At 38.8% G+C, this 26,245-nt stretch carries 28 protein-coding genes; 26 read left to right on the top strand and 2 right to left on the bottom strand.

Annotated elements, in window-relative coordinates:
• The first annotated feature begins 16 nt into the window (after positions 1-16).
• The 11 genes from paaB (at position 17) to paaX (ending at position 9,135) form a co-directional block, all read left to right on the top strand.
• A complete protein-coding gene (paaB, locus tag ACSBPO_RS12195) occupies positions 17-376 on the top strand; it encodes a 1,2-phenylacetyl-CoA epoxidase subunit PaaB (protein WP_442593596.1) in 360 nt (119 codons plus the stop codon).
• A complete protein-coding gene (paaC, locus tag ACSBPO_RS12190; protein WP_442593594.1) occupies positions 360-1,172 on the top strand; it encodes a 1,2-phenylacetyl-CoA epoxidase subunit PaaC in 813 nt (270 codons plus the stop codon). The genes paaB and paaC overlap by 17 nt, the downstream gene beginning before the upstream one ends.
• Positions 1,166-1,687 carry a 1,2-phenylacetyl-CoA epoxidase subunit PaaD gene (gene paaD / locus ACSBPO_RS12185; RefSeq protein WP_442593592.1) on the top strand — a complete coding sequence of 174 codons (522 nt, stop codon included), beginning with the start codon at positions 1,166-1,168 and terminating at the stop codon, positions 1,685-1,687. Before paaC ends, paaD begins: the two co-directional genes overlap by 7 nt.
• Before the next feature lie 95 nt (positions 1,688-1,782).
• Complete coding sequence (locus tag ACSBPO_RS12180) at positions 1,783-2,091, top strand: EthD family reductase (RefSeq protein WP_442593590.1); 309 nt, start codon at positions 1,783-1,785, stop codon at positions 2,089-2,091.
• On the top strand, positions 2,084-2,863 hold the full coding sequence (locus tag ACSBPO_RS12175) for an enoyl-CoA hydratase-related protein (protein ID WP_442593588.1): 780 nt from the start codon (positions 2,084-2,086) through the stop codon (positions 2,861-2,863). Before ACSBPO_RS12180 ends, ACSBPO_RS12175 begins: the two co-directional genes overlap by 8 nt.
• 12 nt (positions 2,864-2,875) lie before the next feature.
• Positions 2,876-3,649: an enoyl-CoA hydratase-related protein gene (locus ACSBPO_RS12170; RefSeq protein WP_442593586.1), complete on the top strand. Its 774-nt coding sequence runs from the start codon at positions 2,876-2,878 to the stop codon at positions 3,647-3,649.
• 18 nt (positions 3,650-3,667) lie between these two features.
• Positions 3,668-5,185, top strand: a complete 1,518-nt coding sequence (locus ACSBPO_RS12165; protein ID WP_442593584.1) for an aldehyde dehydrogenase family protein — start codon at positions 3,668-3,670, stop codon at positions 5,183-5,185.
• Between the two features lie 72 nt (positions 5,186-5,257).
• Positions 5,258-6,112, top strand: a complete 855-nt coding sequence (locus ACSBPO_RS12160; protein WP_442593582.1) for a 3-hydroxyacyl-CoA dehydrogenase — start codon at positions 5,258-5,260, stop codon at positions 6,110-6,112.
• A 15-nt stretch (positions 6,113-6,127) separates the two neighbouring features.
• Positions 6,128-7,336: a 3-oxoadipyl-CoA thiolase gene (pcaF, locus tag ACSBPO_RS12155; RefSeq protein WP_442593580.1), complete on the top strand. Its 1,209-nt coding sequence runs from the start codon at positions 6,128-6,130 to the stop codon at positions 7,334-7,336.
• A 12-nt stretch (positions 7,337-7,348) separates the two neighbouring features.
• Entirely contained in the window at positions 7,349-8,125 is a 777-nt protein-coding gene (locus tag ACSBPO_RS12150; protein WP_442593578.1) for an enoyl-CoA hydratase-related protein, read from the top strand.
• A 134-nt stretch (positions 8,126-8,259) separates the two neighbouring features.
• The gene (paaX, locus tag ACSBPO_RS12145; RefSeq protein WP_442593576.1) at positions 8,260-9,135 is read left to right on the top strand and encodes a phenylacetic acid degradation operon negative regulatory protein PaaX; all 876 of its coding nucleotides are present in this window, start codon (positions 8,260-8,262) and stop codon (positions 9,133-9,135) included.
• Between the two features lie 46 nt (positions 9,136-9,181).
• Here paaX and ACSBPO_RS12140 read toward each other — a convergent pair whose 3' ends face one another.
• A complete protein-coding gene (locus ACSBPO_RS12140; protein ID WP_442593574.1) occupies positions 9,182-9,703 on the bottom strand; it encodes a gamma carbonic anhydrase family protein in 522 nt (173 codons plus the stop codon).
• A gap of 82 nt (positions 9,704-9,785) precedes the next feature.
• On the opposite strand from ACSBPO_RS12140, the gene ACSBPO_RS12135 reads away from it, so the two are divergent.
• From ACSBPO_RS12135 to hisC, 12 genes are all read left to right on the top strand, one after another.
• Positions 9,786-10,736, top strand: coding sequence for an NAD(P)H-dependent flavin oxidoreductase (locus tag ACSBPO_RS12135; RefSeq protein ID WP_442593572.1), 951 nt, complete (start codon positions 9,786-9,788; stop codon positions 10,734-10,736).
• 230 nt (positions 10,737-10,966) lie between these two features.
• Positions 10,967-11,977, top strand: a complete 1,011-nt coding sequence (locus ACSBPO_RS12130; protein ID WP_442593570.1) for an ABC transporter substrate-binding protein — start codon at positions 10,967-10,969, stop codon at positions 11,975-11,977.
• 97 nt (positions 11,978-12,074) lie between these two features.
• The gene (locus ACSBPO_RS12125; RefSeq protein WP_442593568.1) at positions 12,075-13,109 is read left to right on the top strand and encodes an ABC transporter permease; all 1,035 of its coding nucleotides are present in this window, start codon (positions 12,075-12,077) and stop codon (positions 13,107-13,109) included.
• On the top strand, positions 13,084-13,878 hold the full coding sequence (locus tag ACSBPO_RS12120) for an ABC transporter ATP-binding protein (RefSeq protein WP_442593566.1): 795 nt from the start codon (positions 13,084-13,086) through the stop codon (positions 13,876-13,878). Before ACSBPO_RS12125 ends, ACSBPO_RS12120 begins: the two co-directional genes overlap by 26 nt.
• Before the next feature lie 21 nt (positions 13,879-13,899).
• Positions 13,900-14,316: a thioesterase family protein gene (locus tag ACSBPO_RS12115; protein WP_442593564.1), complete on the top strand. Its 417-nt coding sequence runs from the start codon at positions 13,900-13,902 to the stop codon at positions 14,314-14,316.
• A 152-nt stretch (positions 14,317-14,468) separates the two neighbouring features.
• Complete coding sequence (locus ACSBPO_RS12110) at positions 14,469-15,575, top strand: Leu/Phe/Val dehydrogenase (protein WP_442593562.1); 1,107 nt, start codon at positions 14,469-14,471, stop codon at positions 15,573-15,575.
• Between the two features lie 35 nt (positions 15,576-15,610).
• Complete coding sequence (gene pdhA / locus ACSBPO_RS12105) at positions 15,611-16,678, top strand: pyruvate dehydrogenase (acetyl-transferring) E1 component subunit alpha (protein WP_442593560.1); 1,068 nt, start codon at positions 15,611-15,613, stop codon at positions 16,676-16,678.
• Positions 16,678-17,673 carry an alpha-ketoacid dehydrogenase subunit beta gene (locus tag ACSBPO_RS12100; RefSeq protein WP_442600357.1) on the top strand — a complete coding sequence of 332 codons (996 nt, stop codon included), beginning with the start codon at positions 16,678-16,680 and terminating at the stop codon, positions 17,671-17,673. Before pdhA ends, ACSBPO_RS12100 begins: the two co-directional genes overlap by 1 nt.
• 12 nt (positions 17,674-17,685) lie before the next feature.
• Positions 17,686-18,888, top strand: coding sequence for a dihydrolipoamide acetyltransferase family protein (locus tag ACSBPO_RS12095; protein ID WP_442593558.1), 1,203 nt, complete (start codon positions 17,686-17,688; stop codon positions 18,886-18,888).
• Positions 18,888-20,324 (top strand): dihydrolipoyl dehydrogenase, encoded by a 1,437-nt coding sequence (gene lpdA, locus ACSBPO_RS12090; RefSeq protein WP_442593556.1) that lies wholly within the window; start codon positions 18,888-18,890, stop codon positions 20,322-20,324. Before ACSBPO_RS12095 ends, lpdA begins: the two co-directional genes overlap by 1 nt.
• A gap of 13 nt (positions 20,325-20,337) precedes the next feature.
• Complete coding sequence (hppD, locus tag ACSBPO_RS12085; protein WP_442593554.1) at positions 20,338-21,453, top strand: 4-hydroxyphenylpyruvate dioxygenase; 1,116 nt, start codon at positions 20,338-20,340, stop codon at positions 21,451-21,453.
• An 80-nt stretch (positions 21,454-21,533) separates the two neighbouring features.
• Entirely contained in the window at positions 21,534-22,649 is a 1,116-nt protein-coding gene (hisC, locus tag ACSBPO_RS12080) for a histidinol-phosphate transaminase (RefSeq protein ID WP_442593552.1), read from the top strand.
• A gap of 236 nt (positions 22,650-22,885) precedes the next feature.
• Here hisC and ACSBPO_RS12075 read toward each other — a convergent pair whose 3' ends face one another.
• Positions 22,886-23,734, bottom strand: a complete 849-nt coding sequence (locus tag ACSBPO_RS12075) for a DegV family protein (RefSeq protein ID WP_442593550.1) — start codon at positions 23,732-23,734, stop codon at positions 22,886-22,888.
• A 306-nt stretch (positions 23,735-24,040) separates the two neighbouring features.
• Here ACSBPO_RS12075 and ACSBPO_RS12070 point away from each other — a divergent pair, with 306 nt between their 5' ends.
• The 3 genes from ACSBPO_RS12070 to ACSBPO_RS12060 are packed head-to-tail and all read left to right on the top strand — an operon-like array spanning position 24,041 to position 25,920.
• Positions 24,041-24,514: a GNAT family N-acetyltransferase gene (locus ACSBPO_RS12070; RefSeq protein WP_442593548.1), complete on the top strand. Its 474-nt coding sequence runs from the start codon at positions 24,041-24,043 to the stop codon at positions 24,512-24,514.
• An 18-nt stretch (positions 24,515-24,532) separates the two neighbouring features.
• On the top strand, positions 24,533-25,069 hold the full coding sequence (locus ACSBPO_RS12065; RefSeq protein ID WP_442593546.1) for a topology modulation protein: 537 nt from the start codon (positions 24,533-24,535) through the stop codon (positions 25,067-25,069).
• Positions 25,066-25,920 (top strand): arginase family protein, encoded by an 855-nt coding sequence (locus ACSBPO_RS12060; protein WP_442593544.1) that lies wholly within the window; start codon positions 25,066-25,068, stop codon positions 25,918-25,920. Before ACSBPO_RS12065 ends, ACSBPO_RS12060 begins: the two co-directional genes overlap by 4 nt.
• Positions 25,921-26,245 lie beyond the last annotated feature (325 nt).

Below are 26,245 nucleotides of genomic sequence, written 5' to 3'. Positions count from 1 at the left end.
AAAAGGGGGAAGGTCGATGGGAAGCGAAGGCTTCTTTCAAGAGTTTGAAGTATTTAGTAAAAGAACGGATATCTCTCCGATGCAATATCAATTTTCTTTATTAGCTCCTAACGAAGAAATGGCACTAGTAATGGCTCAAGAAAATTTTATGAGAAGAGAGCCTGTAGCGGATATTTGGGTTGTAAAGAGAGAGCATATCCGAAAAATGAATCGCGAAGAAAAGGATTCATTATATCGACTTGACAACAAGGATTACCGGAATACAAAAGGATATGGGTATTTAAAAAAGAAATGGCGTCAATATGAACAAGGAATGTTAGATGAAAAAGAAATTATGTCATGGGGAGGGAAACGTCAATATGACCAACACGAATAATATTGATGCGAAAATTACTGACAACAAAGCCCTCCTAGACTTGCTTTTTCAAATGGCTGATGATGATTTTATCATTTCCTACCGTGGATCTGAATGGTTAGGGTTAGCTCCTCATATCGAAGAGGATGTTGCATTTTCTTCGATTAGTCAGGATACAATGGGGCATGCAGCTATGTTCTATCAATTATTAGAAGGTTTAGGTGCTGGTGATGCAAATGACTTAGCGCATAGCAGAGCGTCTAGCGACCGTAAAAATGCTATTTTACTAGAAAAAGTAAATGGGCCAGGACATTATCTTGTAGAACCACGGTATGATTGGGCTTTTGCTGTTGTCCGTAATTATTTTTATGTACTGGCTAAAAAAGTAAAAATTGAATCCTTGAAAAATAGTAGTTATCTACCTTTAGCAGAAGCGGCTATCAAAATTAATCTAGAACTCTATTATCACCATCTTCATTGGAAAACTTGGTTCAGCCAGTTAATAAAAGCGGGCGGGGAAGCGAGAACGAGAATGGAAGCAGCTATCAGTATTGTTGCGGAAGATATGGATGGCGTTTTTCACCTAGGCTCTTATGAAAAGGAAATGGTCGGATCAGGCCTTATCCTAAGCTCAAAAGAATTAAAAAACCAATGGTTCCAAATGATACAGCCGGTAATTGAAGATTTACAGCTTTCACTTCCACCTTTTGCGATGAAAACTGGTAATGGACGATTAGGCGAGCATACTAAGGATTTAGATGATGCACTATCTACACTTAATGAAGTATATCAAATGGATCCGACTGCTGCATGGTAATGAAAGCAGGTGACGGAATGCTGCCGCAAAAAGAAATTCTTGAATCAGCTATTTTGAAAGCGCTTCAAACAGTGAAGGATCCTGAAATTTCAACCGTATCCATTGTCGAATTAGGGATGCTGGAAAAAATCACAAATAGTCCTGAGAAGGTAACGATCTTTTTGTTACCTACTTTTCTTGGCTGCCCTGCATTAGAAATCATAAAAAATAATGTTAAAAGTGCAGTAAGTCAAGTTGCTGAAACGATTGCCATAGAAGTGGAATTTTTATTAAGTCCGCCTTGGACCTCTGACAGAATAACGGAAGAAGGACGGAGGCAATTACTTGAATTTGGAATTGCCCCTCCGCCCCAATTCTTTTCCGAAACAGGAGAGTGGAAGGTTGATTGCCCCTATTGCGGCTCAACCTATACGACGCTTGAAAACTTGTTCGGACCAACAGCTTGTCGCAGTATCCTATATTGTAAAAGTTGTAAAAATCCATTTGAAGCAATGAAGCCAATGGCTAATTTGTAAAGAATTGCGACAATCATAGAATAAAAGTAATTTTCATAAGCATATAAATAGATTTGTTATAAAACTATTAAAACCAACTTTAGGAGATGAAAAATATGATTAAAATGATCGCTTTATACAAACATCCTGAAAACAAGGAAGCATTTGATGACCACTATTTCAATGTTCATGCGCCAATAACTGCCAAAATCCCAGGTTTACGAAAAATGGAAGTAACGAAGATTGTCGGCAGCCCAATGGGTGGAGAAGGTAAGTACTATTTAATGTGTGAAATGTACTATGACGATATGGATTCTTTAAAAGCAGCCATGAAGACGGAGGAAGGTAAGGCTTCTGGTAAAGATGCCATGTCCTTTGCGGGTGATATTATCACGCTGATGATTGGTGAGGAAGTGAATGAGTAATACGTATCAGTATATTTTAGTCCATACTGATGGGCCGATTGCGCATATTCAGTTAAATCGGCCAAAAGTTTTAAATGCGCTAAATCGTCAAATGGTTTCAGAAATCCTTCATGCGTTAGAATCCTTTGACCAAGACAATGACATACGGGTGATTTTACTAAGTGGAGTGGGACGCGCATTTGCGGCAGGAGCCGATATCGATGAAATGGCTGAGGTTCATTCTACTGACTTAGAGCTGTTGAATCAATTCACTGATTGGGATCGAATTGCCTGGATTAAGAAACCGATTATCGGCGTTGTTCACGGTTTCGCCCTTGGCGGAGCATTTGAATTAGCCCTTTGCTGCGATTTATTGTGGGCAGCAGATGATGCGGAATTCGGATTTCCTGAAGTAAATCTTGGAATTATGCCAGGTGCTGGAGGTACCCAACGCTTAACCAAGCTTGTTGGAAAAACCAAAGCAATGGAATGGCTTTTTACTGGTGCGAGAATTACTGCAAAAGAAGCTTCCCAGTTTGGAATAGTCAACAAGCTCATTTCAAAAGAAGTTCTTTTTGAAGAGGCAATAAAGTTTGCTCATGCTTTAGCAAAGCAACCACCGATTGCTATACGTTACATTAAAGAAGCCGTTTTAAAAGCGATTGATCTTTCTTTATACGAAGGCATGCAATATGAGCGTAAAAATTTTTCGCTTTTATTTTCTACCGAGGATCAAAAGGAAGGTATGAAAGCCTTTATTGAAAAAAGAGAACCTGATTTTAAAGGTAGGTAAGGGGTGTCAGACATGTTTGAAACAATCCAGTATGAAATTCGGAATAAAGTCGCGTGGCTGACGTTAAATCGCCCCGATAAATTGAATGCGTTTACAAAACAGCTAAATAAGGAGATGGCAAAAGCGTTAAAAGAAGCCTCAAAAGATAAAGAGGTTCGCGCTATTGTCATCACAGGGGCAGGTCGTGCTTTTTGTTCTGGACAGGATTTAGGTGATGTGGATGAAAATATGGACCATGGAGAAGTACTTCGTCAACACTATAATCCGATGATGAGAGCGTTATCCAAGTGTGAAAAACCAGTCATTGCTGCGGTCAATGGCGTGGCGGCTGGTGCCGGATTTAGCTTAGCACTTGCTTGTGATTTTCGTATTGCCAGCGAAAAAGCAAGCTTTATTCAAGCATTTATCCATGTTGGTTTAGTACCAGATTCAGGGAACTTGTATTTTCTACCACGGTTAATTGGCCATGCAAAAGCATTAGAGTTAGCTGTATTAGGAGAAAAGGTTTCGGCAGAGGATGCTTATCGGCTTGGACTAGTAACGAAAGTCGCAGCAGTAGATTCCTTTGAAGCTGAAGTTTCTCAATTTGCAGAACGGCTTGCGAACATGCCGACAAAAGCGATCGCTTTAATTAAAAAGAATTTACGAGCAAGCTGGAATGTGACCTATGATGAATTTTTAGAGCTTGATGCTCAAGGCCAACGAATCGCTGGATTAACAGTCGATCATGCAGAAGGAGTTCGAGCCTTTTTAGAAAAACGAAAGCCCGTTTTTAAAGGGATTTAAATCAAAGGAGTGAAGAAATTGACATCCGTTAAAGAGCAAAAATTTGAACAGTTAGAAACAAAACGTGATATGTACTGGATGATTATTAATGGTGAACGAGTGGAAAGCAGCAATGGGGATACATACATTACCTACAATCCAGCAACTGGTGAGGCTATTGCCAAAATTGCAAAGGCAACAAAAGAAGATGCTGAGCGTGCCGTTCAAGCAGCGCGTAATGCCTTCGATCTAGGTAAGTGGCGCTTATCTCCAGTAAATAAAAGATCAAGAACCTTAAATAAAATCGCTTCTATTATGCGTTCTCGTTTTAACGAGTTAGTAGAATTAGAGATTTTAGATACAGGTAAATCTCTTGGAGCGGCTCAAGGTCAAGTTATGCAAGCGATTGAAGATTTTGAGTTTTATGCCGGGGCGATTGTGAGCCATCGCGGTGCAAATAATAGTATGCCTGGACAGTTCCAAAATATTACGGAAAAAGAGCCGGTTGGGGTTTGTGCGCAAATCATCCCTTGGAATTATCCATTAATGATGGCCGCTTGGAAAATTGCTCCTGCTATTGCCGTTGGTTGCTCAGTAGTAGTAAAGCCAGCTACTTTAACTCCGCTTACGGCAATCGTGCTTGGAGAGATCTGCTTAGAAGCAGGTGTTCCGGCTGGGGTTGTCAATATCGTTCCTGGAGCTGGCTCTGAAATTGGCAACTACCTAGTGGAGCATCCGCAAGTGGATAAAGTGGCTTTCACTGGTTCCACACCGATTGGGAAAAATATTATGGCAAGAGCATCTGAAACGTTAAAACGAGTAACTCTTGAATTAGGTGGGAAATCCCCTAATATCGTTTTTGCTGATGCAGATTTAGATGCTGCAGTTGATGGGTCTTTATTTGGAATCTTCTATAATACCGGACAGTCCTGTGAGGCACGTTCACGTTTATATGTTCAAGAAGATGTTTACGATGCATTTATGGAAAAATTCGTTGAAAAAACAAAGAAGTTGCAGCTTGGCAATCCTTTTGCGAAGGAAACTCATGTTGGGGCTATCATTAACCGTGAACAATTAGAAGTGATTGATGGCTATGTACAATCTGCTATCCAAGAGGGAGCAACGATTGTTACTGGAGGTAAAGAAGCAAAGGTTGAAGGCTACGAAAATGGTTTCTGGTATGAGCCAACGATTATTGCCAATGTTCATGATGATATGAAGGTTGTGAAAGAAGAAATTTTTGGCCCAGTGGTAGTGGTATTGCCGTTTAAGGATGAAAAAGAAGTAGTAAAGCGTGCCAACACTAGCGACTACGGACTAGGTTCTGCCATTTGGACAACGGATTATGCTCGTGCAACTCGAGTATCGAAACAAATCCAAGCTGGAATTGTAATGGTGAATTGTCCGTTCTCTGCATTCCCTGGAACACCATTTGGCGGTTATAAACAATCTGGTTTCGGCCGTGAATTATGTATCGAAACACTAGATTTATATTGTGAGACAAAAAGTGTGATTTCCTACTTCGGAAATCGTCCGTTAAATCCATTTGGACTATAGATTGACTAAGAGAGCACTCTGTTAAAAATGAGTGCTTCTCTTCTTTTTTCATCGAAAAGGGGGTAAATCAACATGCAAAATATTGTGGTAATTGGATCAGGGGTCATGGGCCGTGGTATTGCCTATGTAAGTGCAGTGGGTGGTTTCACTACGACACTAGTAGACATTAATGAACAGCAATTAAAAGGTGCGCAAAAGGAAATTGAGCTTATTTTTGAAAAAGCCCTGCAAAGGGATAAAATAACGCAACAGCAAGCAAATGAGGCGCAGACTTTATTAACGTATTCCAATCACCTCATTCCAGCAGTAAAGGAAGCGGATCTTGTCATTGAAGCGGTTCCGGAAGTTGCTGAAATCAAGAAATCTATTTTTGAGGTGATTGATCAACATGCTTCTGCTGAATGTGTCTTCGCTTCAAACACCTCAACGATGAGTCCTACAGAGATTGGTTCCTACACAAAGCGTCCTGATCGTGTAATGGCTATGCATTTTTTCAATCCTGTGCAAAAAATGCGCCTTGTTGAAATGGTACGCGGCCTAGAAACTAGCGATGAAACGGTTGAAAAGGTGAAGCTAGCCGCTGAAAGAATGGGGAAAGAAACGGTTACCATCAATGAATTCCCTGGATTTGTAACGAGTCGTATCAGTGCTTTAGTTGGAAACGAAGCGTTTTATATGCTTCAAGAAGGAGTTGGAACTCCAGAAGAAATTGATAAGGCTATTAAACTAGGACTTAATTATCCGATGGGCCCTTTTGAGCTTGGAGACTTAGTTGGGTTAGATACTAGACTTAATAATTTAAAATATTTGCATGAAAAGCTTGGGGAAAAGTATCGTCCAGCTCCTTTACTAGAGCAGTATGTAAAAGCGGGAAGATTAGGCAGGAAAGCTGGACGGGGAGTTTACGATTACAGAAAACAAGAATAGAAGGGAGGTTATTGGATGAAGGAAGTAGTCATTGTTGATGCAGTAAGAACACCAATTGGGCGCTACAAGGGGGCCTTAAAAAGCATCCGCCCAGATGATTTAGGAGCTATTGTTATAAAAGCATTATTAGAGCGTAACCCATGCTTAAATCCCCTCGACTTCGAGGAAGTTGTACTAGGTAATGCGAATCAGGCTGGTGAAGATAATCGTAATGTGGCTCGAATGTCTTCCCTTTTAGCTGGGCTTCCCATTGGGGTTGCTGGTACCACAGTCAATCGTCTTTGCGGGTCTGGTTTGGATGCGGTTAATTATGTTGCTAGGGCAATTATGGCAGGCGAAGGAGATATTTTTATCGCGGGTGGAACGGAAAGTATGACAAGGGCTCCGTTTGTCATGGCAAAGCCAAATGATGATTTCCCACGTGGTAATATGGAAATGTTTGATACAACGATAGGTTGGAGATTTACAAATCCTGTTTTAAAAGAAATGTATGGTGTTGATAGTATGCCGGAGACGGCTGATAATGTCGCCAATCGATATGAAATCTCACGAGAAGATCAGGATTTGTTTGCCTTTGAAAGTCAGCAGAGGGCCGCAAAAGCAATGGAGAGTGGATTTTTTCAAGATGAAATCATCCCTGTCCATTACAAGGATCGAAAAGGGAATGTGATAACAATCGAAACCGATGAACATCCGCGTCCTGATACGACTCTAGAAAAACTAGCAAAATTAAAGCCTCTTTTTCCAAATGGATCTGTTACAGCGGGTAATGCTTCAGGGGTAAATGATGGGGCAGCCGCCTTATTATTGATGAGTGCTGAAAAAGCTCAACAACTAGGTTTGAAACCATTAGCTAAGTATGTCGTTTCTGCTGTTGCTGGTGTTGAGCCATCTTGTATGGGGCTAGGTCCAATTGAGTCCACACGAAAAGCATTAAAGCGGACCAACCTTTCGATTGAAGACCTAGACTTGATTGAGCTAAATGAAGCTTTTGCTTCACAATCTTTAGCTTGTATTCGTGAATTAGGACTTGATAAAGAGAAGGTGAATGTAAACGGTGGTGCGATAGCATATGGGCATCCATTAGGTGCGAGTGGGGCGAGGATATTAACAACCCTTATTTATGAAATGAAACGACGCCGCTCTCGCTATGGTTTAGCAACCATGTGTGTAGGGGTAGGGCAGGGAATCTCAACGATTGTCGAAAATATTTCTCACGAATAAGGGGTGAACAGGGTGAAAAATATTCTTCTTGAAGTAAAGAATTATATTGCCTATGTGACGATTAATCGACCGAACGTTTTAAATTGCTTTAATTATGAAACGCTGCGTGAGCTTGGTAACCTAGTGGATGAATTATCGTCTAATCAAACCGTTCGTGTTGTCATTTTTACTGGTGCGGGGGATAAAGCTTTTAGTGCTGGTGCAGACCTAAAGGAGAGACAAGGACTGACTGAGCCTGAGGTAAAACGAAATGTACGGAAAATTCGTGAGGTCTTCCAAGCGATTGCGGATATGCCGCAACCAACTATTGCAGCAGTAAACGGTTTTGCCTTTGGTGGCGGGTTTGAACTACTATTAGCCTGTGATTTTCGCTTTGCGGTTGAACAGGCCAAAATGGGATTGACGGAAGTTAGTTGGGGGATTATTCCTGGAGCAGGAGGAACCCAGCGTTTAACAAGATTAATAGGAGAAATGAAGGCAAAGGAACTTATTTTTACCGCTCGAAAAATTTCAGCCTATGAGGCTTTCCATTATGGAATTCTCACAAAAGTGGTATCCAAAAATAGTTTAATGTCTTCCTGTGAAAAGTTAGCTGAAGAAATATTACAGAATGCACCGATTGCCATTAGACAAGCTAAGTATGCCATTCAACAAGGAAGCACCGTTGATATTTTAACAGGGTTGGAAATCGAGTCAAAGGCATATGAAGTGACCATACCAACTAGTGATCGATTAGAGGCCCTAACGGCTTTTAATGAAAAAAGAAAACCTGTTTTTACTGGGAAATAACTTTTAATAGCAACCACAGAATACTCTGTGGTTCTTTTATCATTATTTTCAAAAAACATTTTCTAATTCTCTGATTTTTAGTAAAATAGTGCTAAGGTCTATTTAGAGTGGATAGAAAGAGGATGAATGCAACGATGAATACAAGATCAATGATTTTTACATTATATGGAGATTATATTTCTCATTATGGAAATAAAATTTGGATTGGTAGTTTAATTCGATTTTTACATGAATTTGGCCATAATGATCAATCAGTTCGGGCGGCTATTTCGAGAATGAACAAACAAGGATGGGTACAAGCAGAGAAAATTGGAAATAAAAGCTATTATTCTTTATCAGATCGTGGGGTTAGAAGAATTGAAGAAGCATCCCAGCGTATATTTAAATTAAAGCCTGAAAAGTGGGATGGGAAATGGCGTATATTCATGTATTCTATCCCTGAGGAAATCCGTAATATCCGTGATGAGTTACGGAAGGAGCTTGTTTGGAGTGGTTTTGGTACGATGTCCAACAGCTGCTGGGTTTCTGCTAACATTAATGACTCACAAGTTCAAGATTTAATTGAGAAGTATGATATTGCTCCATATGTAGACTTTTTCGTAGCCGAATACAAAGGTCCTCATGAAGATCATAACATCGTTGAAAAAAGCTGGAATTTAGATGAAATTAATCAAAAGTATCAAGAGTTTATTGGAGAGTATTCGCAAAAATACGTAATTGATCGCAATAAAATTCAAAAAGGTCACATGACTGATGCAGAATGCTTCGTTGAAAGAACTAAGCTTGTTCATGAGTACCGAAAGTTTTTATTCGTTGATCCTGGGTTGCCGGAGGAATTATTGCCTGAAAAATGGTTAGGTGGTCATGCAGCTGCATTATTTAGTGAATATTACAAAGAACTAGCCGAACCTGCTTTGCGTTTTTTTGAGAGTGTTTTTCAAGAGGCTAACGAATTGAATCAAAAGGATGAAGCTTATGATGTCATGGATCATCCTTATATGATTGAATAACTAATCTACATGTAAAAACCGCACACCATAAAACGGGGTACGGTTTTTATTTTTCGGATTTTAAGAACTGCTTATATTCCTTCCCTTTTTGTACATATGAATCTATCGAGAGTTGGATTAATTCTAAATCTCGATCTGTTAACTCGCGTACTACTTTTGCAGGAGAACCAACAACAAGAGAGCGTGGAGGAATTTTTTTACCATTCGGGATTAAAGAATTGGCTCCGATAATACACTCTTCTCCTACTTCGACACCATCTAAGATGGTTGAACCCATTCCAATAATACTTCTGTTTCCAATTTTGCATCCATGGAGAATGGCGTTATGGCCAACTGTTACCTCATCCCCAACTACTAATGGGCTTCCTTCATATAAATGGCAGGTAACATTATCTTGAATACTAGTACGTTCTCCAATTGTAATCGGTCCTTCGTCGCCACGTAATACGGCATTGAACCAAATAGTAGATTCTTTCCCGATGGTGACATCTCCAATGATATGGGAACCTGGTGCAGTAAACACGGACTCGTGTACTTTAGGCTTTTTATCCAAATACGTATATTTCATACGAATTTCCCCCTTAACCAATTTTGATATTGTCCTAATATTAAAAATAGTATAACATTTAATTCACGAAGGGGGAATTTTTGTGCATCGGTTAACTAATCTATTAAACATCCAATACCCAATCATCCAGGGAGGTATGGGGAATATCAGTAACGCTCCTCTTGCAGCAGCCGTTTCAGAAGCTGGCGGGCTCGGAACAATAGGTGTCGGAACGATGACTCCAGAAGAAGTGGAGTCCATTTTAATAGATGTAAAAAAACGAACCAATAAACCATTTGCGATAAATATACCGATAACGGTGACTCCGTATTTAAAAGAAATGCTTTCACTTGCAGTTCAATATCAAGTACCGGTTGTTTCCTTATCCGCAGGAAATCCTGCCCCATTTATCGAAAAACTTCATGCTAATCATATAAAAGTAATCGCTGTTGTAGCTTCAGTAAAACACGCTTTAAAGGCAGAAGCATCAGGTGTTGATATTGTTGTTGCAGAAGGGTATGAGGCTGCGGGAATCAATTCTCCATTTGAATCTACAACGTTAACGCTTATTCCGCAAATTGTCGATCACGTTCGTATTCCTGTGATTGCAGCAGGTGGGATAGCGGATGGACGAGGATTAGCCGCCATGCTTACACTTGGTGCAAGTGGTGTACAAATGGGCACAAGATTTATCGCCACACAAGAGGCACCTTTCCACTTGAATTATAAAGAGAAATTAGTTTCTTCTGATGATACGAGTACAGTCATTGTCGGAAGAACGGTTGGGCGAATTCGACGTTTATTACAGACTCCTTATTCAGAAAAGCTTATTCATCTGGAGCAACAAGGGATGTCAGTGGATGATTATTTAGCTTTAACCTCTGAGGATTATCACAAAAAAGGAGCTATTGAAGGAAATGTAACGGACGGGTTTATGAATGCAGGGCAAATTGCTGGCTTAGTAGATAGTATTCCTACAGTAAAACAATTAATGGATGAAATGATGGATGGAGCAAGATTACATCTCGAAAGGTCATTTCAGTTATTTCAATAGTGGATAAGCGTACAGTTAATCGAATACTGTACGTTTTTTTAATTTTTTTAAGTATGCCAAATTTTTAGAATATTGTTGACTTTTATCACAATAGAATGATAGTATAACGATATATTTACGGTGTTAATAGTAAATATCATATTAGTTTTGGAAGCGATTACATACGAGCCGTTTTTCAGCAAGATCCAAGACATATCAAACAAAGAAACTTAATTTTAGGGGGAACTAAAATGAAAAAGAAGTTTCAAGCTTTGTCTTTTGCTTTAGCTGGAATGCTTTTGTTAGCAGGTTGCAGTAGTAGTACATCCTCTGGTGATAGTAAAAAAGACGATGAAAAGAAAACGTACAAAATTGGTTTAACTCAGTTCGGTCAACATCCATCACTGGATGCAGCTACGGAAGGATTTAAAAAGGCTCTAGAAGACCAAGGCTTTAAAGAAGGGGATAATGTAACCTTCGATGTGCAAGACGCGCAATTTGATATGAACAATACGAAAACAATTGCTGATAATTATGTAGGAGATAAAGTGGATTTAATTTTCGCCAACGCTACTCCAAGTGCTGTTGCGGCATTAAATGCAACAAAAGATATTCCTATTGTGTTCACTTCAGTTACAGATCCAGTTGGTTCAGGTTTAGTAGCAGCACTTGACCAGCCAGGTGGAAACATTACAGGGACAACGGATAATCATCCAGATGCAACGAAAACGACGATTGATTTTATTACAAAAGAAATTGGAGCTAAGAAGATTGGTGTTGTTTACAACTCAGGTGAACAGAATTCTGAAGTACAGGTAAAGGCTGTAGAAGAATTAGCTGCTGCAAACGGTGCTTCATTAGAGAAAGCATCTGTATCAACATCTGCTGAAGTAAAACAAGCAACCGAATCTTTAGTTGGTCGTGTTGACGCGATCTATATTCCAACTGATAACACTGTTGTTTCTGCATTAGAGTCTGTTATTTCTGTCGCAAATGATAAAAAGATTCCATTATTTGTTGGTGAGCTTGATTCAATGAAAAAAGGCGCTGTGGCTGCAAGTGGATTTGACTACTATGACTTAGGTTATGAAACTGGCTTGATGGCAGCTCAAATTCTAAAAGGTGAAAAGAAACCTTCAGAAATTCCGGTTGCTCTTCCTAAAACTCTTACTCTAGTTATTAATAAGAAAGCCGCTGAAGCTCAAGGGGTAGAAATTAAGTCAGAGTGGGAATCTAAATATGAAATGTATGATGGAGAATAATTTTTGCTAGAAAAAACATAAGCTTGACCGTTAAATGAGACGGTCGAGCTTATGCAAAAGGACAAATTCCAAATTAATACAGAAAGGATGAGGCCTATTGTTTACCGCTATATTCGGTTCCTTTGAGTCAGGCATCATCTATGCCATTATGGCTCTAGGAGTATATTTATCTTTTAGAATTCTAGATTTTCCAGACTTAACTGTAGACGGAAGCTTTGTTACAGGAGCTGCCATCTCAGCTGTTCTCATTATTTCTGGAGTGAATCCATTTTTAGCAACCGCATGTGCACTAGTTGTTGGATTTTTAGCAGGATGTTTAACGGGAATTATCCATACTTTTGGAAAAATTAACGCCTTACTCTCTGGGATATTAATGATGATCGCTTTATATTCTATTAATCTTCGAATTATGGGGCGTTCTAATATTCCATTGCTAAATCAGGAAACGGCTTTAACAAAGGTGCAAGAAGTATGGGAGAAAACAGGGATTGATACCTTTTTAAATAACATGCTAGTAGCTGTTGGTTTAGGTGATTACTTGCCAAAAACCTGGGGAATATTGATCTTCATGTTTGTCATTACTTTTGCGATTAAGTTTTTAACGGATGCCTTCTTGAAAACCGAAGTGGGGCTTGCCTTAAGAGCTACAGGTGACAACAAACGAATGATTCGCAGTTTCTCAGCAAATACGAATATGACGATTATATTAGGTTTAGGACTTTCCAATGCGATGGTGGCTTTTTCGGGGGCTATTATTGCCCAGCAAGGCGGTTTTGCTGATGTTGGAATGGGAATTGGAATGATTATTATCGGATTAGCTTCTGTCATTATTGGGGAAGCCTTATTCGGAACAAAGTCTATTGCCCGAACAACTTTCGCTGTTATCGGTGGATCGATTATTTATCGCATTGTTGTTTCCATGGCACTTCGAGTTGATTTTCTCAACCCAGGGGATATGAAATTAATTACAGCAACCATTGTTATTATTGCATTAGTAATGCCAAAAATGTTGGATTCCTATCGTGAGAAAAAGAGGAAGTCCCTTCGTAAAGCAGCGGCACAGTTACATGCTAGCAGTATTGCTTTAGAAAGAAAGGGGGAAGCCAATGCTGGACTTAATTCAGATTCATAAAGTATTTAATGAAGGAACACCAGATGAAAAAGTCGCTCTAGACCATGTTAGTCTTTCTTTAAAGCAAGGTGATTTTGTTACGGTTATCGGAAGTAATGGTGCAGGGAAATCCACTCTAATGAACATGATATCTGGCGTTTTACAGCCTGATATTGGAACCATTCATTTAGATGGTAAAAATGTGACGTTTTTATCAGAATACAAGAGAGCTAGAATGATTGGTCGCGTTTTTCAGGATCCGATGGCAGGAACAGCTCCATCCATGACGATTGAAGAGAATTTGGCGATGGCCTATTCCCGTAATAAACGCCGTACCTTAAGGTGGGGAGTAACAAAAGCGAGAAGAGATTATTTCCGCGAAGTTTTAGAATCCCTTCATTTAGGTCTAGAAAATCGCTTATCAGCTAAAGTGGGGTTGTTATCTGGAGGAGAACGACAAGCACTTTCCTTACTAATGGCAACATTTACTGAGCCTGCAATCCTTTTATTAGATGAACATACAGCTGCATTAGATCCTTCACGCGCCGAATTAATTACTCAGCTTACGAAAGAGATTGTTGAAAAATATGGACTAACAACCTTAATGGTTACTCATAATATGCAGCAGGCTATAGACCTAGGAAATCGCCTCATTATGATGGATAAGGGGCAGATTATTTTAGAAGTGAACGAAGAAGATAAGAAAAAATTAACGATTAATGATTTATTAGAAGAGTTCCAACGTATCCGCGGTTCAAAAATGACTAACGATCGAGCTCTTTTATCTTAAGCGTGTAAGGAGGGTTCGCTGGTGAAACCAGGTTTAGAAATAGGTCAAACTGCAACCATCCAAACGAAGGTTACTCCAGATATGTTTGCTCAATTTGATGGAAAAGTGGTTCACCCTGCCTATTCCACTGTATCGATGATTTATCACATGGAATGGGCATCTAGGGAGATTATCTTACCTTTCTTAGAAGAACATGAAGAAGGGATGGGTGGCGCTGTTTCAGCAAAGCATATTAGCCCTTCTATTGCGGGAGACGAACTTACGATTACGGCGGAATTAATACGTTACGATGCAAATATAGTAATAACAGAGGTTTCTGTTTTTCAGGATACTAATTTAGTGGGAATCGGCGAGGTTAAACAAGTCATCCTACCTAAACAAAAAATTGCTGAGATGTTAAAACAACAAATGAACCCATATGAAAAGAACGGCCTCTAAAGAGGTTGGTTTTTTTGTTTATAGGACTTTTACATTCTTTAAAGCGGTAAAGTGGTGGGGATCAGTCCCCCATCGCGTTAAAGCGACGGGGGACTGACCCCCGATGCTTTAAAGGAAGAAAGCGCTGTCATATTTATAAGGAGGAATTAAAAATGAATGTGTTTGAAAAAATTCGTGAACATGAACAGGTTGTATTTTGTAACGATGAAACAACAGGCTTACGGGCCATTATAGCAATACATAGTACGAAACTTGGTCCCGCTTTGGGCGGATGCCGCATGCTTCCATATAAAAGTGAAGAAGAAGCACTTGAAGATGTTTTGAGATTATCAAAAGGAATGACTTATAAATGTGCTGCGGCTGACGTGGATTTCGGCGGAGGCAAGGCAGTTATTATTGGAGATCCCCTAAAGGATAAAAGTCCGGAGTTATTTCGAGCTTTTGGTCAGTTTGTAGAATCATTGAATGGACGTTTTTATACGGGGACTGATATGGGAACAACACCAGATGACTTTGTTCATGCCTTAAAAGAAACAAATTGTATTGTAGGTGTGGATGAAGCTTATGGTGGAAGCGGTGACTCATCCATTCCAACCGCTCATGGGGTTATTTACGGAATCCAAGCCACCAACCAATTTATTTGGGGAACAGATGAGTTAGCAAATAAGAGTTACTCCATACAAGGACTTGGAAAAGTAGGCTACAAAGTTGCGGAACATCTATTAGAAGAAGGTGCAGACCTTTATGTAACAGACATTAATCAAGCTGCTATTGATCAACTTGTTGCGAAAGCAAAGGAATTAGGTGCTGGAATTAAAGTCGTTTCAAGTGAAGAAATCTATAGCTGCCCTGCGGATGTATTTATTCCATGTGCCATGGGTGGAATCATCAATGATGATACGATTGATCAATTACAAGTAAAGGCAATCGTTGGTTCTGCTAATAATCAATTATTGGAAGTTCGCCATGGAAAGATCCTTCATCAAAAAGGCATTCTTTATGCACCAGACTATATCGTTAATGGTGGCGGTCTAATTCAAGTAGCTGATGAATTGTATACACCAAATAAAGACCGTGTCTTACAAAAAACAAGAGCCATTTATACTTCACTACTGGATATTTACAAACAAACAGCGGATTCAGAAATTACAACAGTTGAAGCGGCTAATGCATTCTGTGAAAAAAGAATTGATACGCGAACTCGTCGTAATAGCTTTTTTTCCCATATGAAACGTCCTAAATGGGCCGTTAGAACATAATGAAAATAATTTATTCCTATTTAAGGAGTGAAGAAATGATTGAACAATTTCCAATCAAACAGATTCTTGATGAAAACGGATATGTTGTAAATGATGAATACTCTACCTTATTAAATGAAAAGATGGCTAAGAACTTTTACCGCCATTTATTACGAATACGTACCTTTGACCGCAAGGCAATTAGTTTACAACGTCAAGGTCGAATTGGAACCTATGCACCCTTTGAAGGGCAAGAAGCTTCTCAAGTTGGCAGTGCTCTTGCGTTAGAGGAAGATGACTGGCTATTTCCAACTTATCGTGACCATGGAGCAGCCATGACTTTTGGCCATTCACTTCGAAATATTTTGTTATTTTGGAATGGTCGAAACGAGGGCTGTGTTCCTCCTGAAGGGAAAAAAATATTCCCGCCTGGGATTCCGATTGCAACTCAAATTCCACATGCAGCAGGTGCAGCTTATGCCGAAAAACAAAAAGGAACAAAAAATGCTGCAATTGTTTATTTTGGTGATGGAGCTACTTCAGAGGGAGATTTTCATGAAGGAATTAACTTTGCCAGCGTAATGAAGGCTCCTGTTGTTCTATTTAATCAAAATAATGGATATGCGATTTCGGTTCCTTTGAGTAAGCAAATGAGTACTGAAACCATTGCACAGAAAGCTCTTGCCTATGATATTCCTGGTGTTCGCATTGATGGTAACGATGTATTTGTGGTCTATGTTGAAACATTAAAAGCGCTTGAGAGAGCGAGAAATGGCGAAGGTCCTACCTTAATTGAGGCGGTTACTTGGAGATATGGTGCTCATACAACAGCTGATGACCCATCGAAGTATCGCAATCAAGAAGAAAGCCAAATTCGCCGTCATACGACAGACCCATTATTACGTTTAGAAAAATATATGAAGCAACAAGGGTTTTATGATGAAACATGGGTAAGTGAGGTAGAGGAGCAGGCGCAAGCTGAGGTGGATAAGGCTGTGGAGGAAATGGAACAATACCCTGCAGCTAATCCAGCAGATATATTTGATCATGTTTTTGCACAACCAACATGGGGAATTCAAAAGCAAAAAGAGGAATATCTTAGATTAATAGGGGTGAACCCATGATGAAATCAGCGGTTGAAACGAAAACTCTTACCCTTGTTCAAGCCATTAATGATGCGATGGATTGCATGCTCCATGAAGATGAGAATGTCATTCTCCTTGGGGAAGATATCGGTAAAAACGGTGGTGTCTTCCGAGCAACCGATCAGCTTCAGGAGAAATACGGTGAAGACCGTGTGGTAGATACTCCTCTTAGTGAGGCTGGATTTGTTGGTGCAGCTATCGGAATGGCGGTTAATGGATTTCGCCCAGTAGTAGAAATTCAGTTTTTAGGATTTATCTATCCAGCCTATGAACAACTCATGACCCATGCATCGAGACTGCGGATGCGAACAATGGGCCACTTTACCGTTCCAATGGTTATTCGCGCTCCATATGGAGCTGGAGTACGTGCACCAGAAATTCATTGTGATAGTACCGAAGCGATTTTTACCCATATGCCAGGTCTAAAAGTTGTTTGCCCATCCAATCCGTATGATGCAAAAGGTCTGTTAATTGCGGCTATTGAGGATCCGGATCCTGTCCTATTTTTAGAACCGATGCGCTCATATCGCAGTAGTCGTGAAGAAGTTCCTGAAGGGAAGTATATCGTTGAAATTGGCAAAGGAAAGCGGCTTTTAGAAGGAGAAGATGTCACCGTTATTTCTTGGGGAGCTATGGTTCCAGTTGCCATGAAAGCAGCTCAGGAGATGAAAGAAAGAGGAGTCCATTGTGATGTCCTTGATCTAAGGACGCTTTATCCTTTAGACCATGAGCTTATTTCAGAATCTGTACAAAAAACGGGTAGAACCGTCATCGTTCATGAAGCCCACGCCACTGGCGGTGTCGGAAATGACGTCATTTCGATTATTAATGATACAGCTTTTTTATATCAAAAGGCGCCTGTCGAAAGAGTAACTGGATTTGATACTCCCGTACCTTATTTCGGCTTTGAAGACCATTACCTGCCTACTCCAAAACGAGTCATCCATGCGATTGAGAAGGTAATCAAGTTCTAGGAAGGTGATTATATGGAAGTTAAATTAAGTGATATAGGGGAAGGGATGACAGAAGCAACGTTAAATTGCTTTTTTGTTAAACCAGGTGATTTTGTCAAAGCAGACCAGCCTCTTGTTGAGGTGCAGACAGATAAAATGACAGCTGAAATACCCGCTCCAACTTCTGGCATTGTCAAGGAACTTAAGGTAGCGGCAGGAGAAAATATATTAGTAGGAACGACCCTATTAATTTTAGAAAAAGATAAGACTGAAACACTCAAAACCACCGTATCAGTTGTTCATTCGAGTAACGTTAAAGGGAGAGTAATGGCTTCTCCTTATACGAGAAAAATTGCTCGTGAAAACAGAGTGATGATTGAAGAAGTTGTCGGGACTGGACCAAGTGGTCGCATTACCGATGAAGATGTTTATCGATTCCTTGAACAACAATCATTACCAGAACAAAAGCAAAAGATTGAGCCACCAAATAAGGAAGTTGATTTTATTAAAGAGATTTATGTACCAACGGACGAAGAGTCTCAACAGGATATGATTCCTTTCCGTGGCAGACGAAAGCAAATCGCCAAAAAAATGGTTCAGTCACTTCAGACGATTGCTCATTGCACCCATTTTGAGGAAATTGATGTAAGTGCACTGCTGGAGTTTAGAAATGAATTAAAAAATAACAATCGAAATATGACTGTCACTGCCTTTTTCCTCAAAGCTTTATCGCTTTGTTTGAAGGAATTTCCAATTTTTAACGCGAACTTAAATGAAGAGCAAGAAGCTATTTATTTAAAGAAAGAGCATCATATTGGAGTAGCGGTTGATACAAAAGAAGGTCTAATTGTACCAGTCATGCGTCATGTGGAACGAAAATCGATTAGCCAATTACACCAAGAAATAAAGCTGATGACGGAAAAAGCTTTGCAAGATCAATTAACTGTTAAAGAGATTACGGGAGGAACGTTTACGATTAGTAATGTCGGTCCATTAGGAGGCAGTATTGGTGCAACACCAATTATCCAGCATCCTGAAGTGGCCCTTGTTTCCTTCCATAAAACAAAGAAAAGACCAGTTGTAACGGATGATGACCAAATTGTAATTCGTTCCATGATGAATGTATCTATGTCATTTGACCATCGTGTTGCAGATGGTGCTATGGCAGTTGCTTTTACCAACCGTCTTGCTGAGTTCATAGAAAATCCTAAACTAATGATACTGGAGTTGGTTTAATGGTAGTCGGTGAACTTGCTTATGAAAAAGACTTAGTCATTATTGGCGGTGGACCAGGCGGTTATCATGCAGCCATCCGTGCAGCTCAGCTTGGCTTAAAAGTTACTTTAATTGAAAAGGAAAAGCTAGGTGGCGTTTGTTTAAATGAAGGGTGTATTCCATCGAAAATCCTGACTTCAGCTGCGAGCAGATTAAATCTGCTGCGGGATAGTGAGGAAATGGGTATAGGTAGCTCTCAACCTACTTTTCAATATGAAAAGTTAAGAAACTATCAACAAAAAGTGATAGATCAATTACGGAACGGTGTTCAAAGTTTAATTCAGGCCAATAAGATTGAATTGGTTAAAGGAAATGCCTACTTCCTAAGTGATGACCGTATTGGGGTAGAAGGAAATGATCAATACGAGGTCTATCAATTTAAGAAAGCCATCATCGCTACAGGAACCCAGCAGCCAGTAATAAGTGGAGTTCAAATAGATGGAAATAGAATTTTTCACACGAAAATGCTGCAAGCAATACCTGTTATCCCGAAACACCTCTTAATCTATGGGCATAATGAGATTGCTTTAGAAATGGCAAGTTCATTTCATTCATTTGGATCTGAGGTAACGATTTTACTAGATAAAGAGAATTTTGGTTTTGATTCATCTATTGAAAAAGAGCTCAAACGAGTACTGAAGAAAAAGAAAATTCAAATTTTAAAAAATGCTCAATTAATGGGGGTTCAATACGCCGACCAAAATCTTCTCGTAGAGTTGCAGATTCAAGATGAAAAAATAAGCTTGAATGGGACCCATTTATTAATATCGACATCGGGCGTTCCAAACACGCGAGACTTAGGAATTGAGAGAATTGGGGTTTCTGTAAATGAAAGTAGATATATTCAGACCAATAAGCAATGTCAGACCACTGTTCCTAACATTTATGCTGTTGGAGATGTAGCGGATGGTCCTGCTATAGCGGTTAAGGCTATTTCTCAAGGTAAAATGGCTGCGGAGTCCATTGCTGGAAAGTTGGTAGAGTTCGATCCTAACTTTCTACCAAAAGTGGTTCATTTTCAACCACCTATTGCCTCTGTGGGGTTAACAGAAGAAGAAGCAGTAGAACTTGGAATGGACGTGAAAATGGGGCAATTCCCGCTAGCAAGTAATGGTTACGCCACAATATTAGGGAAAAAGGATGGATTGGTGAAGATAATTTCCGACTCTCAGACCGACACCTTACTCGGAGTCCATATGATGGGTGAGGGAGCCATTGAGCTTATATCTAGTGGAGTACTTTCATTGGAAATGGTTGCAAGAGAAGAAGATCTGAGATTCCCTTTTTATCCGCATCCAAGTATAAACGAAGGTATGCTAGAGGCAATCGAAGCATTAAATGGGGAGGCTGTTCATATGCCTCCAAAGAAAAATTCCAAAAAAGAATTGATAAAATAAGGAGGAAATATAAATGAAAGAACAAACATCTGTTACAAATCAAAAGGTAGAGGACTTTTTTCCAGTTCAAGACGTGGATTATTTAGAAATTTACACAGGAAACGCAAAGCAAGCAACCCACTATTTCTGTACGGCATTCGGTTTTAAGCCAGTTGCTTATTCTGGACTAGAAACAGGTAGTCGCGATACCGTTTCTTATGTACTTCAACAACGTAAAATTCGTCTAGTGATTACAGGATCATATAAGGAAGATACACGTGTTTCTCAATTTGTAAAGCTACATGGGGATGGAGTAAAGGACATTGCCTTATTATTTAATGATGTGGAAAAGGCTTATAATGAAGCGGTTTCACGTGGAGCTATTGCGATTACTCCTCCTTATGAAATAAAGGATGAATTTGGAACTGTGAAGAAGGCTGTCATTGGTACATATGGTGACACCATCCATACACTAGTTGAACGTAAGGATTATAAAGGGCCATTTATGCCTGGATATGTTGCTTATGAGGGAAGCCTTCCAGTCAAAGATGCTGGTTTAATTGCGATTGACCATGTTGTAGGTAATGTGGAAAGAATGCCTGAATGGGTAGATTATTATGCAAATGTAATGGGCTTTAAAGAAATGAAGCATTTCACAGACAAAGATATTACAACAGAATATTCAGCTTTAATGTCTAAGGTTATGCATAATGGCGGACGTATTAAATTCCCAATTAATGAGCCGGCAGAAGGAAAAAGAAAATCTCAAATTCAAGAGTATTTAGAGTTCTATAATGGACCAGGGGTTCAGCATTTAGCCATTTTAACAGAGGATATTATCGAAACAGTCCGCATTCTTCGTGATAATGGGGTTGAGTTCTTATCCACTCCAGATTCTTATTATGAAATGCTTTCAGAGCGTGTAGGGGAAATTGATGAGGAAATTGAAAAAATTCGCGAACTAAATATTTTAGTGGACCGTGATGATGAGGGCTATTTATTACAGATTTTCACAAAGCCAGTTGTAGATAGACCAACACTTTTTGTTGAAATTATTCAACGAAAAGGAGCTCGTGGATTTGGTGAGGGTAACTTCAAAGCATTATTCGAATCGATTGAACGTGAACAAGAGAGACGTGGAAATCTATAAAATAGCGTATAAGCGCTAAACCCTTGTTGTAAAAATTAAAGGGAGGGATCTTTTCCCTCCCTTTTCCTGAGGTGTTTAATATGAACGTAAAAACTAAAATCGAAATTGAAAGTATCAAACCTTATCCATTAGGAAAAACATTAGAGGATATTCAAAGAGAATATCAACCTAAATCCTTACGGAAGCTTTCTGACAATGAAAATGTTTACGGTTTTTCACCTTTGGTAGCGAAGGAGCTTCACGATTCGTTTCAATCTTTGTCTCTTTATCCAGATGGGACAACATCCAGGCTTTGTGAACAATTATCCAATCACCATCATCTACCAAAGGATCATTTTTTAATCAGCAATGGTTCTGAGGAACTAATTCGTCTCCTAACAAGAGCTTTTATTGCTAAAGGTGATGAAGCGATTATGGCCGAAATCACGTTTCCTATCTACCGTTCTAATATCGTCATTGAAGGTGGTACACCGATTTTAGTGCCAATATTGGATGGAACACACAATTTGGATGCGATGTACGAAGCCATTACAGAAAAAACAAAAATGATCTTTATCTGTAATCCGAACAACCCGACGGGAACTTGTGTTGACCCAGAAAAACTAAAGGGTTTTATTGAAAAAATCCCTTCTCACATTTTAGTAGTCCTTGACGAAGCGTATGATGAGTATATGGAAAGTGAGTTTAAATTAGATTCCATCCAAATGTTATCTAATACTGAAAACCTTGTCATTTTGCGTACATTTTCAAAAATTTATGGGTTAGCAGCTTTAAGAGTTGGGTATGGGATGATGGTACCATCTGTTATTGAACAGCTAGTAAAGGTTAAAGAAGTGTTTAATGTCAATCAAATGGCGCAAAATGCAGCGGCAGTTGCGATAAAGGATCAAGTGTTTGTTGAAGAGTGTGCCCAAAAAAATTTAATAGAAAGAAACTATCTTTCTACTAAATTACGTCATTACAATATTTCATTCTTTCCTTCACAAACAAACTTCTTATTCCTATATAATTTAGGAGACGTCGATGGATTGAATAAGGCGTTATTAAAAAAGGGGTTGGTTGTACGATTCTTCCCAATCCCGGCTTACAATGGATGTATGCGTTTAACCTTGGGAACGCGTCAAGATCATGATGAATTATTAGAAGTATTCCAGCACTTCTATTACCCCAAGGAAGTTATAAATAATGGGGATTAATCCCAGTTTATAGGAAAGCGATTAAGATAAGAAAAGCGCAAGCGCCTTGATCAGCCCCGACAAGCAAATGTTCTCAAGCGTAAGAAGCCTGAACTTTGACTTCTTACACTTGGGGTTATTTGACCTCGAGGGGCTAGGCGATGGAGCTAGACAATTTTCGAAGTCCCAAAAAGTTATACTTTCTTACCTATTAAAAAAAACTCGGCTTCTATCGTTGCCGAGTTTTTGACTTTTCATTATTTAGTGTTCCAGATAATGCCAATGGTTCCTTCTCCAGCATGTACGGCAATGGTAGAGCTAATATCACCGATAAAAATATCGAGTTTAGGATAGATAGATCTAATTTCTGTGGCAAGTTCCTGTGCTTTATTCTCTACATTTCCGTGCATAATTTGTATTTGCGAAATGACATTTCTGTCATAGGATTCTTTTAAGAGTTCAATCATTCTTGCCATGGCCTTCTTTTCTGAACGAACCTTCTCGAATAATTCAAACTCACCATTACGGTTTACGCGAATGATCGGTTTGATTTTTAAAATACTGCCTAATAAATAGGATGTTCCTGACATACGGCCACCCTTATAAAATTGATCTAAACTACCTAATAAAATATAGTTTTCGGAGTGATCAGCTATTTCCCTTAGGCTTTTTACAATATCGCTATATTCAATACCTTTTTCATTCATCTCTATTCCCTTTTCAAGAAGAAAGGTAATAGCATATGACATAAATTTTGAATCGATTGCTTCTAAGGGGAATTGTGCCATTTCTGCACCAGCCTTACAGCTTGCAAGGGTTCCGCTAAGTTTACTTGAAATATGAACAGATATAGCATGATCATATTCACCTTTTAATCTTTCGAATAGTTCAGCAAAACGTCCTGATGAGGGCTGTGAGGTTTTGGGTATTTCTTTATCTGAACGAATGCGCTGGTATAATTCATCTGTGTCTAAATCAATCCCATCTTCAAAGGCTTGATCTCCAAATATAATTCCAAGGGGAACGACGTACACATCAGGGTGATTTTTTAATTCATCTGTTATGAATGCTGTACTATCTGTAATCCAAGCAATTTTTTTCTTCATTTATATATAATCTTCCTTTACAACAAGAGATTTTTTTCTTTCATAAATAAATTCATTATAACTGATAATCGACAGTTTGTTACTTTTTCAAACAAGTTTATAGAAAAAACTATAAAAAATGTTGAAAATTCTACACATTTTTTAAAAAGCCAAATTTTCAATAATTGCCAAAAGTTTAATATAAAGGGTAAAATAGGCTGAATAATAAATGTTTTCGTAAAAATAGTAGAATGTTGATTTTTCGCTACAATCAACTGGTAAAACTTTTGATATAACCTTCATATTAAAGACAGAGGAGATAAACCGATGATTACGCTTGAAAAAATAACTGAATCTGAAGAACAAACTTTACATAATTTAATGCAATTTTATATTTACGAATTTAGTAACTATATCCCAGCTATTAAGCTTGAAGATAATGGATCTTTTAAACCCTTTGAATTAAACCAATATTGGCAACAAGAACATTATCATGCTTATTTTATTAAAGCAGAAAGTGAATTAATTGGTTTTGCTTTAGTAGAAGAGGGGACCAATGGTGAGCCTCATTCTATTAACGAATTCTTTGTCATGAAAAAATACTCTGGTAAAGGGCATGGAGCGATTGCGGCAATGACCCTTTTTGATGAATACAAAGGTAAATGGAAAATTACCCAAATATCAAACAATTATCCTGCTCAAGCCTTTTGGAGAAAGGTTATATACGTTTATACGAACGGCGATTATCGAGAATATTATGATGAACGGCGTTGCTCCATACAAGAATTTATTAGTGAATAATAGAAAGAGGAGACTGCCATGAGGAAAATAATGGTTATTGGGGTTTCCTCCGGAGTGGGTAAAACAACCTTTTCTCTTGAACTAGGAAAAGTCCTAGGTATAAAGGTTTACCATTTAGATGCCCTTTTTTGGAAGCCGGGATGGGTGGAGTCCTCACTGGAAGAATTTTCAGCAGCTCAGGAAAAAATACTGCAGTTGGATGAATGGATTATGGAAGGTAATTACAGCAATACCTTTAATCAACGGATGGAGCATGCAGATACGATGATTTACCTTGAACTCCCTTTATACGTATGTTTATATCGGGTTTTAAAAAGGTGGGTTCAGAATTTTGGTAAAACGAGACCGGATGTTGGGGAAGGCTGTACAGAAAAAATTGACTGGGCATTTATAAAATTTATTATGACAACCCACGGAGCGCGAAAAGAAAAAATGCTCAAAAGATTGAGGGTGTTTGGAGAAAATGGAGATGGACGAAAAACGTATATCTTAAAAAATAAAAAAGAGGTTGGCCAATTTTTACTAGAATTAAAGGAAGGAGTGTCCACAAAATGAATATACAGATTGTCGGAATACCAAGCCAAGCCGGGGCTTTATACGAAGGAACGGAATTAGCTCCTGAAGCCATTAGAGCAGCGGGGCTTATTCAAAAACTAACTGAACAAGGATTCTCTGTGAAAGATTTGGGGGATATTATTTCCGTCTCAAGTCTTCCAAGACATAATATTGGGCCAGTTCGTAATTGGCCTGCACCAAGAATCGTTTGGGAGGAATTAGATAATCGGGCGAAAGAACTTTTCCAAAACAACTCCTTTACGATTCTTTTAGGTGGAGATTGTAGTTTAGAGGTAGGAACCTTTCATGCCTTTCAAAAGGTATTTGGTTCAGACAGTCATCTTCTTGTCCTAGATGCCCATGTCGATACAATGGAGCCAAATGGTGATGTTTGTATAGGTGCAGCAGGAATGGGTCTTTGGTTTTTACAACAAAAAGAAAATCGTTGGTGGAAAGGGGAAGCCATTCCTTCTGAATCTATTTCGATTATTGGACCTCAACAAAATACGATTTTGAACCCAAATTTAAAAATAATATCCTATGAAGAATCTTGTCAGCCAAATGGTTTAACTAAAGTCAAGGAACATCTTAATTCCATTTCAGCCAGCTCCATTTTGGTTCATTTGGATGTTGATGTGCTACATAATAGCATTATGCCTGCAGCCTATGCGCCTAGTGAAATTGGATTTGAGCTACCTCAAATTGTAGAAATATTAACAACCATTTTGGCGGATCCGCGCGTTAAAGGGATAGAGGTTACTGAATTCTCTGCTAATAAAGATAAAGACCAAGCATGTGCACAATTGCTCGTGGATTTATTATGCCTTCTATCTATAAAAATGAATCAATAAACATCTTTCTTTTAGGCTCTTTTCTGAAACTTTGTTGCTTTTTGTAACTAATAAGTAGGCAAATCACAAATAGGGTGTGGTAAACTCATTTGAAAATGAAGAAAAGAGCTAGGCACTTCTTAAGAGAGCCTGTAAAAATCCGGCTTTAGGGATTTTTACGAAAACTACAATCTATACGAAAACAGCTTTCTTTTACAAAAGACGTCCAATTGTAAACGCAATGTAAAGATTATGTAAATTTTTAAGGGTAAATCTTTTCAAATTCGACATTTTTCGTATAAAATGATAAAGCTTGGCTTAAAATCATTTTACTGGGTATAAAAAA

Origin of the sequence: Neobacillus sp. D3-1R (assembly GCF_052180215.1) — a bacterium.
Lineage (GTDB): Bacteria > Bacillota > Bacilli > Bacillales > Cytobacillaceae > Pseudoneobacillus.
This window is presented reverse-complemented; position numbering and strand designations above follow the sequence as displayed.

Excerpts from the sequence above, each read along its gene's own strand:
- ACSBPO_RS12070 (WP_442593548.1), top strand. The coding sequence starts at position 24,041 with ATGATTACGCTTGAAAAAATAACTGAATCTGAAGAACAAACTTTACAT.
- paaB (WP_442593596.1), top strand. The coding sequence starts at position 17 with ATGGGAAGCGAAGGCTTCTTTCAAGAGTTTGAAGTATTTAGTAAAAGA.
- ACSBPO_RS12065 (WP_442593546.1), top strand. The coding sequence starts at position 24,533 with ATGAGGAAAATAATGGTTATTGGGGTTTCCTCCGGAGTGGGTAAAACA.
- ACSBPO_RS12075 (WP_442593550.1), bottom strand. The coding sequence starts at position 23,734 with ATGAAGAAAAAAATTGCTTGGATTACAGATAGTACAGCATTCATAACA.
- paaC (WP_442593594.1), top strand. The coding sequence starts at position 360 with ATGACCAACACGAATAATATTGATGCGAAAATTACTGACAACAAAGCC.
- ACSBPO_RS12130 (WP_442593570.1), top strand. The coding sequence starts at position 10,967 with ATGAAAAAGAAGTTTCAAGCTTTGTCTTTTGCTTTAGCTGGAATGCTT.
- ACSBPO_RS12060 (WP_442593544.1), top strand. The coding sequence starts at position 25,066 with ATGAATATACAGATTGTCGGAATACCAAGCCAAGCCGGGGCTTTATAC.
- ACSBPO_RS12100 (WP_442600357.1), top strand. The coding sequence starts at position 16,678 with ATGAAATCAGCGGTTGAAACGAAAACTCTTACCCTTGTTCAAGCCATT.
- pdhA (WP_442593560.1), top strand. The coding sequence starts at position 15,611 with ATGATTGAACAATTTCCAATCAAACAGATTCTTGATGAAAACGGATAT.
- paaX (WP_442593576.1), top strand. The coding sequence starts at position 8,260 with ATGAATACAAGATCAATGATTTTTACATTATATGGAGATTATATTTCT.
- ACSBPO_RS12095 (WP_442593558.1), top strand. The coding sequence starts at position 17,686 with ATGGAAGTTAAATTAAGTGATATAGGGGAAGGGATGACAGAAGCAACG.
- ACSBPO_RS12160 (WP_442593582.1), top strand. The coding sequence starts at position 5,258 with ATGCAAAATATTGTGGTAATTGGATCAGGGGTCATGGGCCGTGGTATT.
- ACSBPO_RS12180 (WP_442593590.1), top strand. The coding sequence starts at position 1,783 with ATGATTAAAATGATCGCTTTATACAAACATCCTGAAAACAAGGAAGCA.
- paaD (WP_442593592.1), top strand. The coding sequence starts at position 1,166 with ATGGTAATGAAAGCAGGTGACGGAATGCTGCCGCAAAAAGAAATTCTT.
- pcaF (WP_442593580.1), top strand. The coding sequence starts at position 6,128 with ATGAAGGAAGTAGTCATTGTTGATGCAGTAAGAACACCAATTGGGCGC.
- ACSBPO_RS12170 (WP_442593586.1), top strand. The coding sequence starts at position 2,876 with ATGTTTGAAACAATCCAGTATGAAATTCGGAATAAAGTCGCGTGGCTG.
- hppD (WP_442593554.1), top strand. The coding sequence starts at position 20,338 with ATGAAAGAACAAACATCTGTTACAAATCAAAAGGTAGAGGACTTTTTT.
- hisC (WP_442593552.1), top strand. The coding sequence starts at position 21,534 with ATGAACGTAAAAACTAAAATCGAAATTGAAAGTATCAAACCTTATCCA.
- lpdA (WP_442593556.1), top strand. The coding sequence starts at position 18,888 with ATGGTAGTCGGTGAACTTGCTTATGAAAAAGACTTAGTCATTATTGGC.
- ACSBPO_RS12110 (WP_442593562.1), top strand. The coding sequence starts at position 14,469 with ATGAATGTGTTTGAAAAAATTCGTGAACATGAACAGGTTGTATTTTGT.
- ACSBPO_RS12120 (WP_442593566.1), top strand. The coding sequence starts at position 13,084 with ATGCTGGACTTAATTCAGATTCATAAAGTATTTAATGAAGGAACACCA.
- ACSBPO_RS12140 (WP_442593574.1), bottom strand. The coding sequence starts at position 9,703 with ATGAAATATACGTATTTGGATAAAAAGCCTAAAGTACACGAGTCCGTG.
- ACSBPO_RS12175 (WP_442593588.1), top strand. The coding sequence starts at position 2,084 with ATGAGTAATACGTATCAGTATATTTTAGTCCATACTGATGGGCCGATT.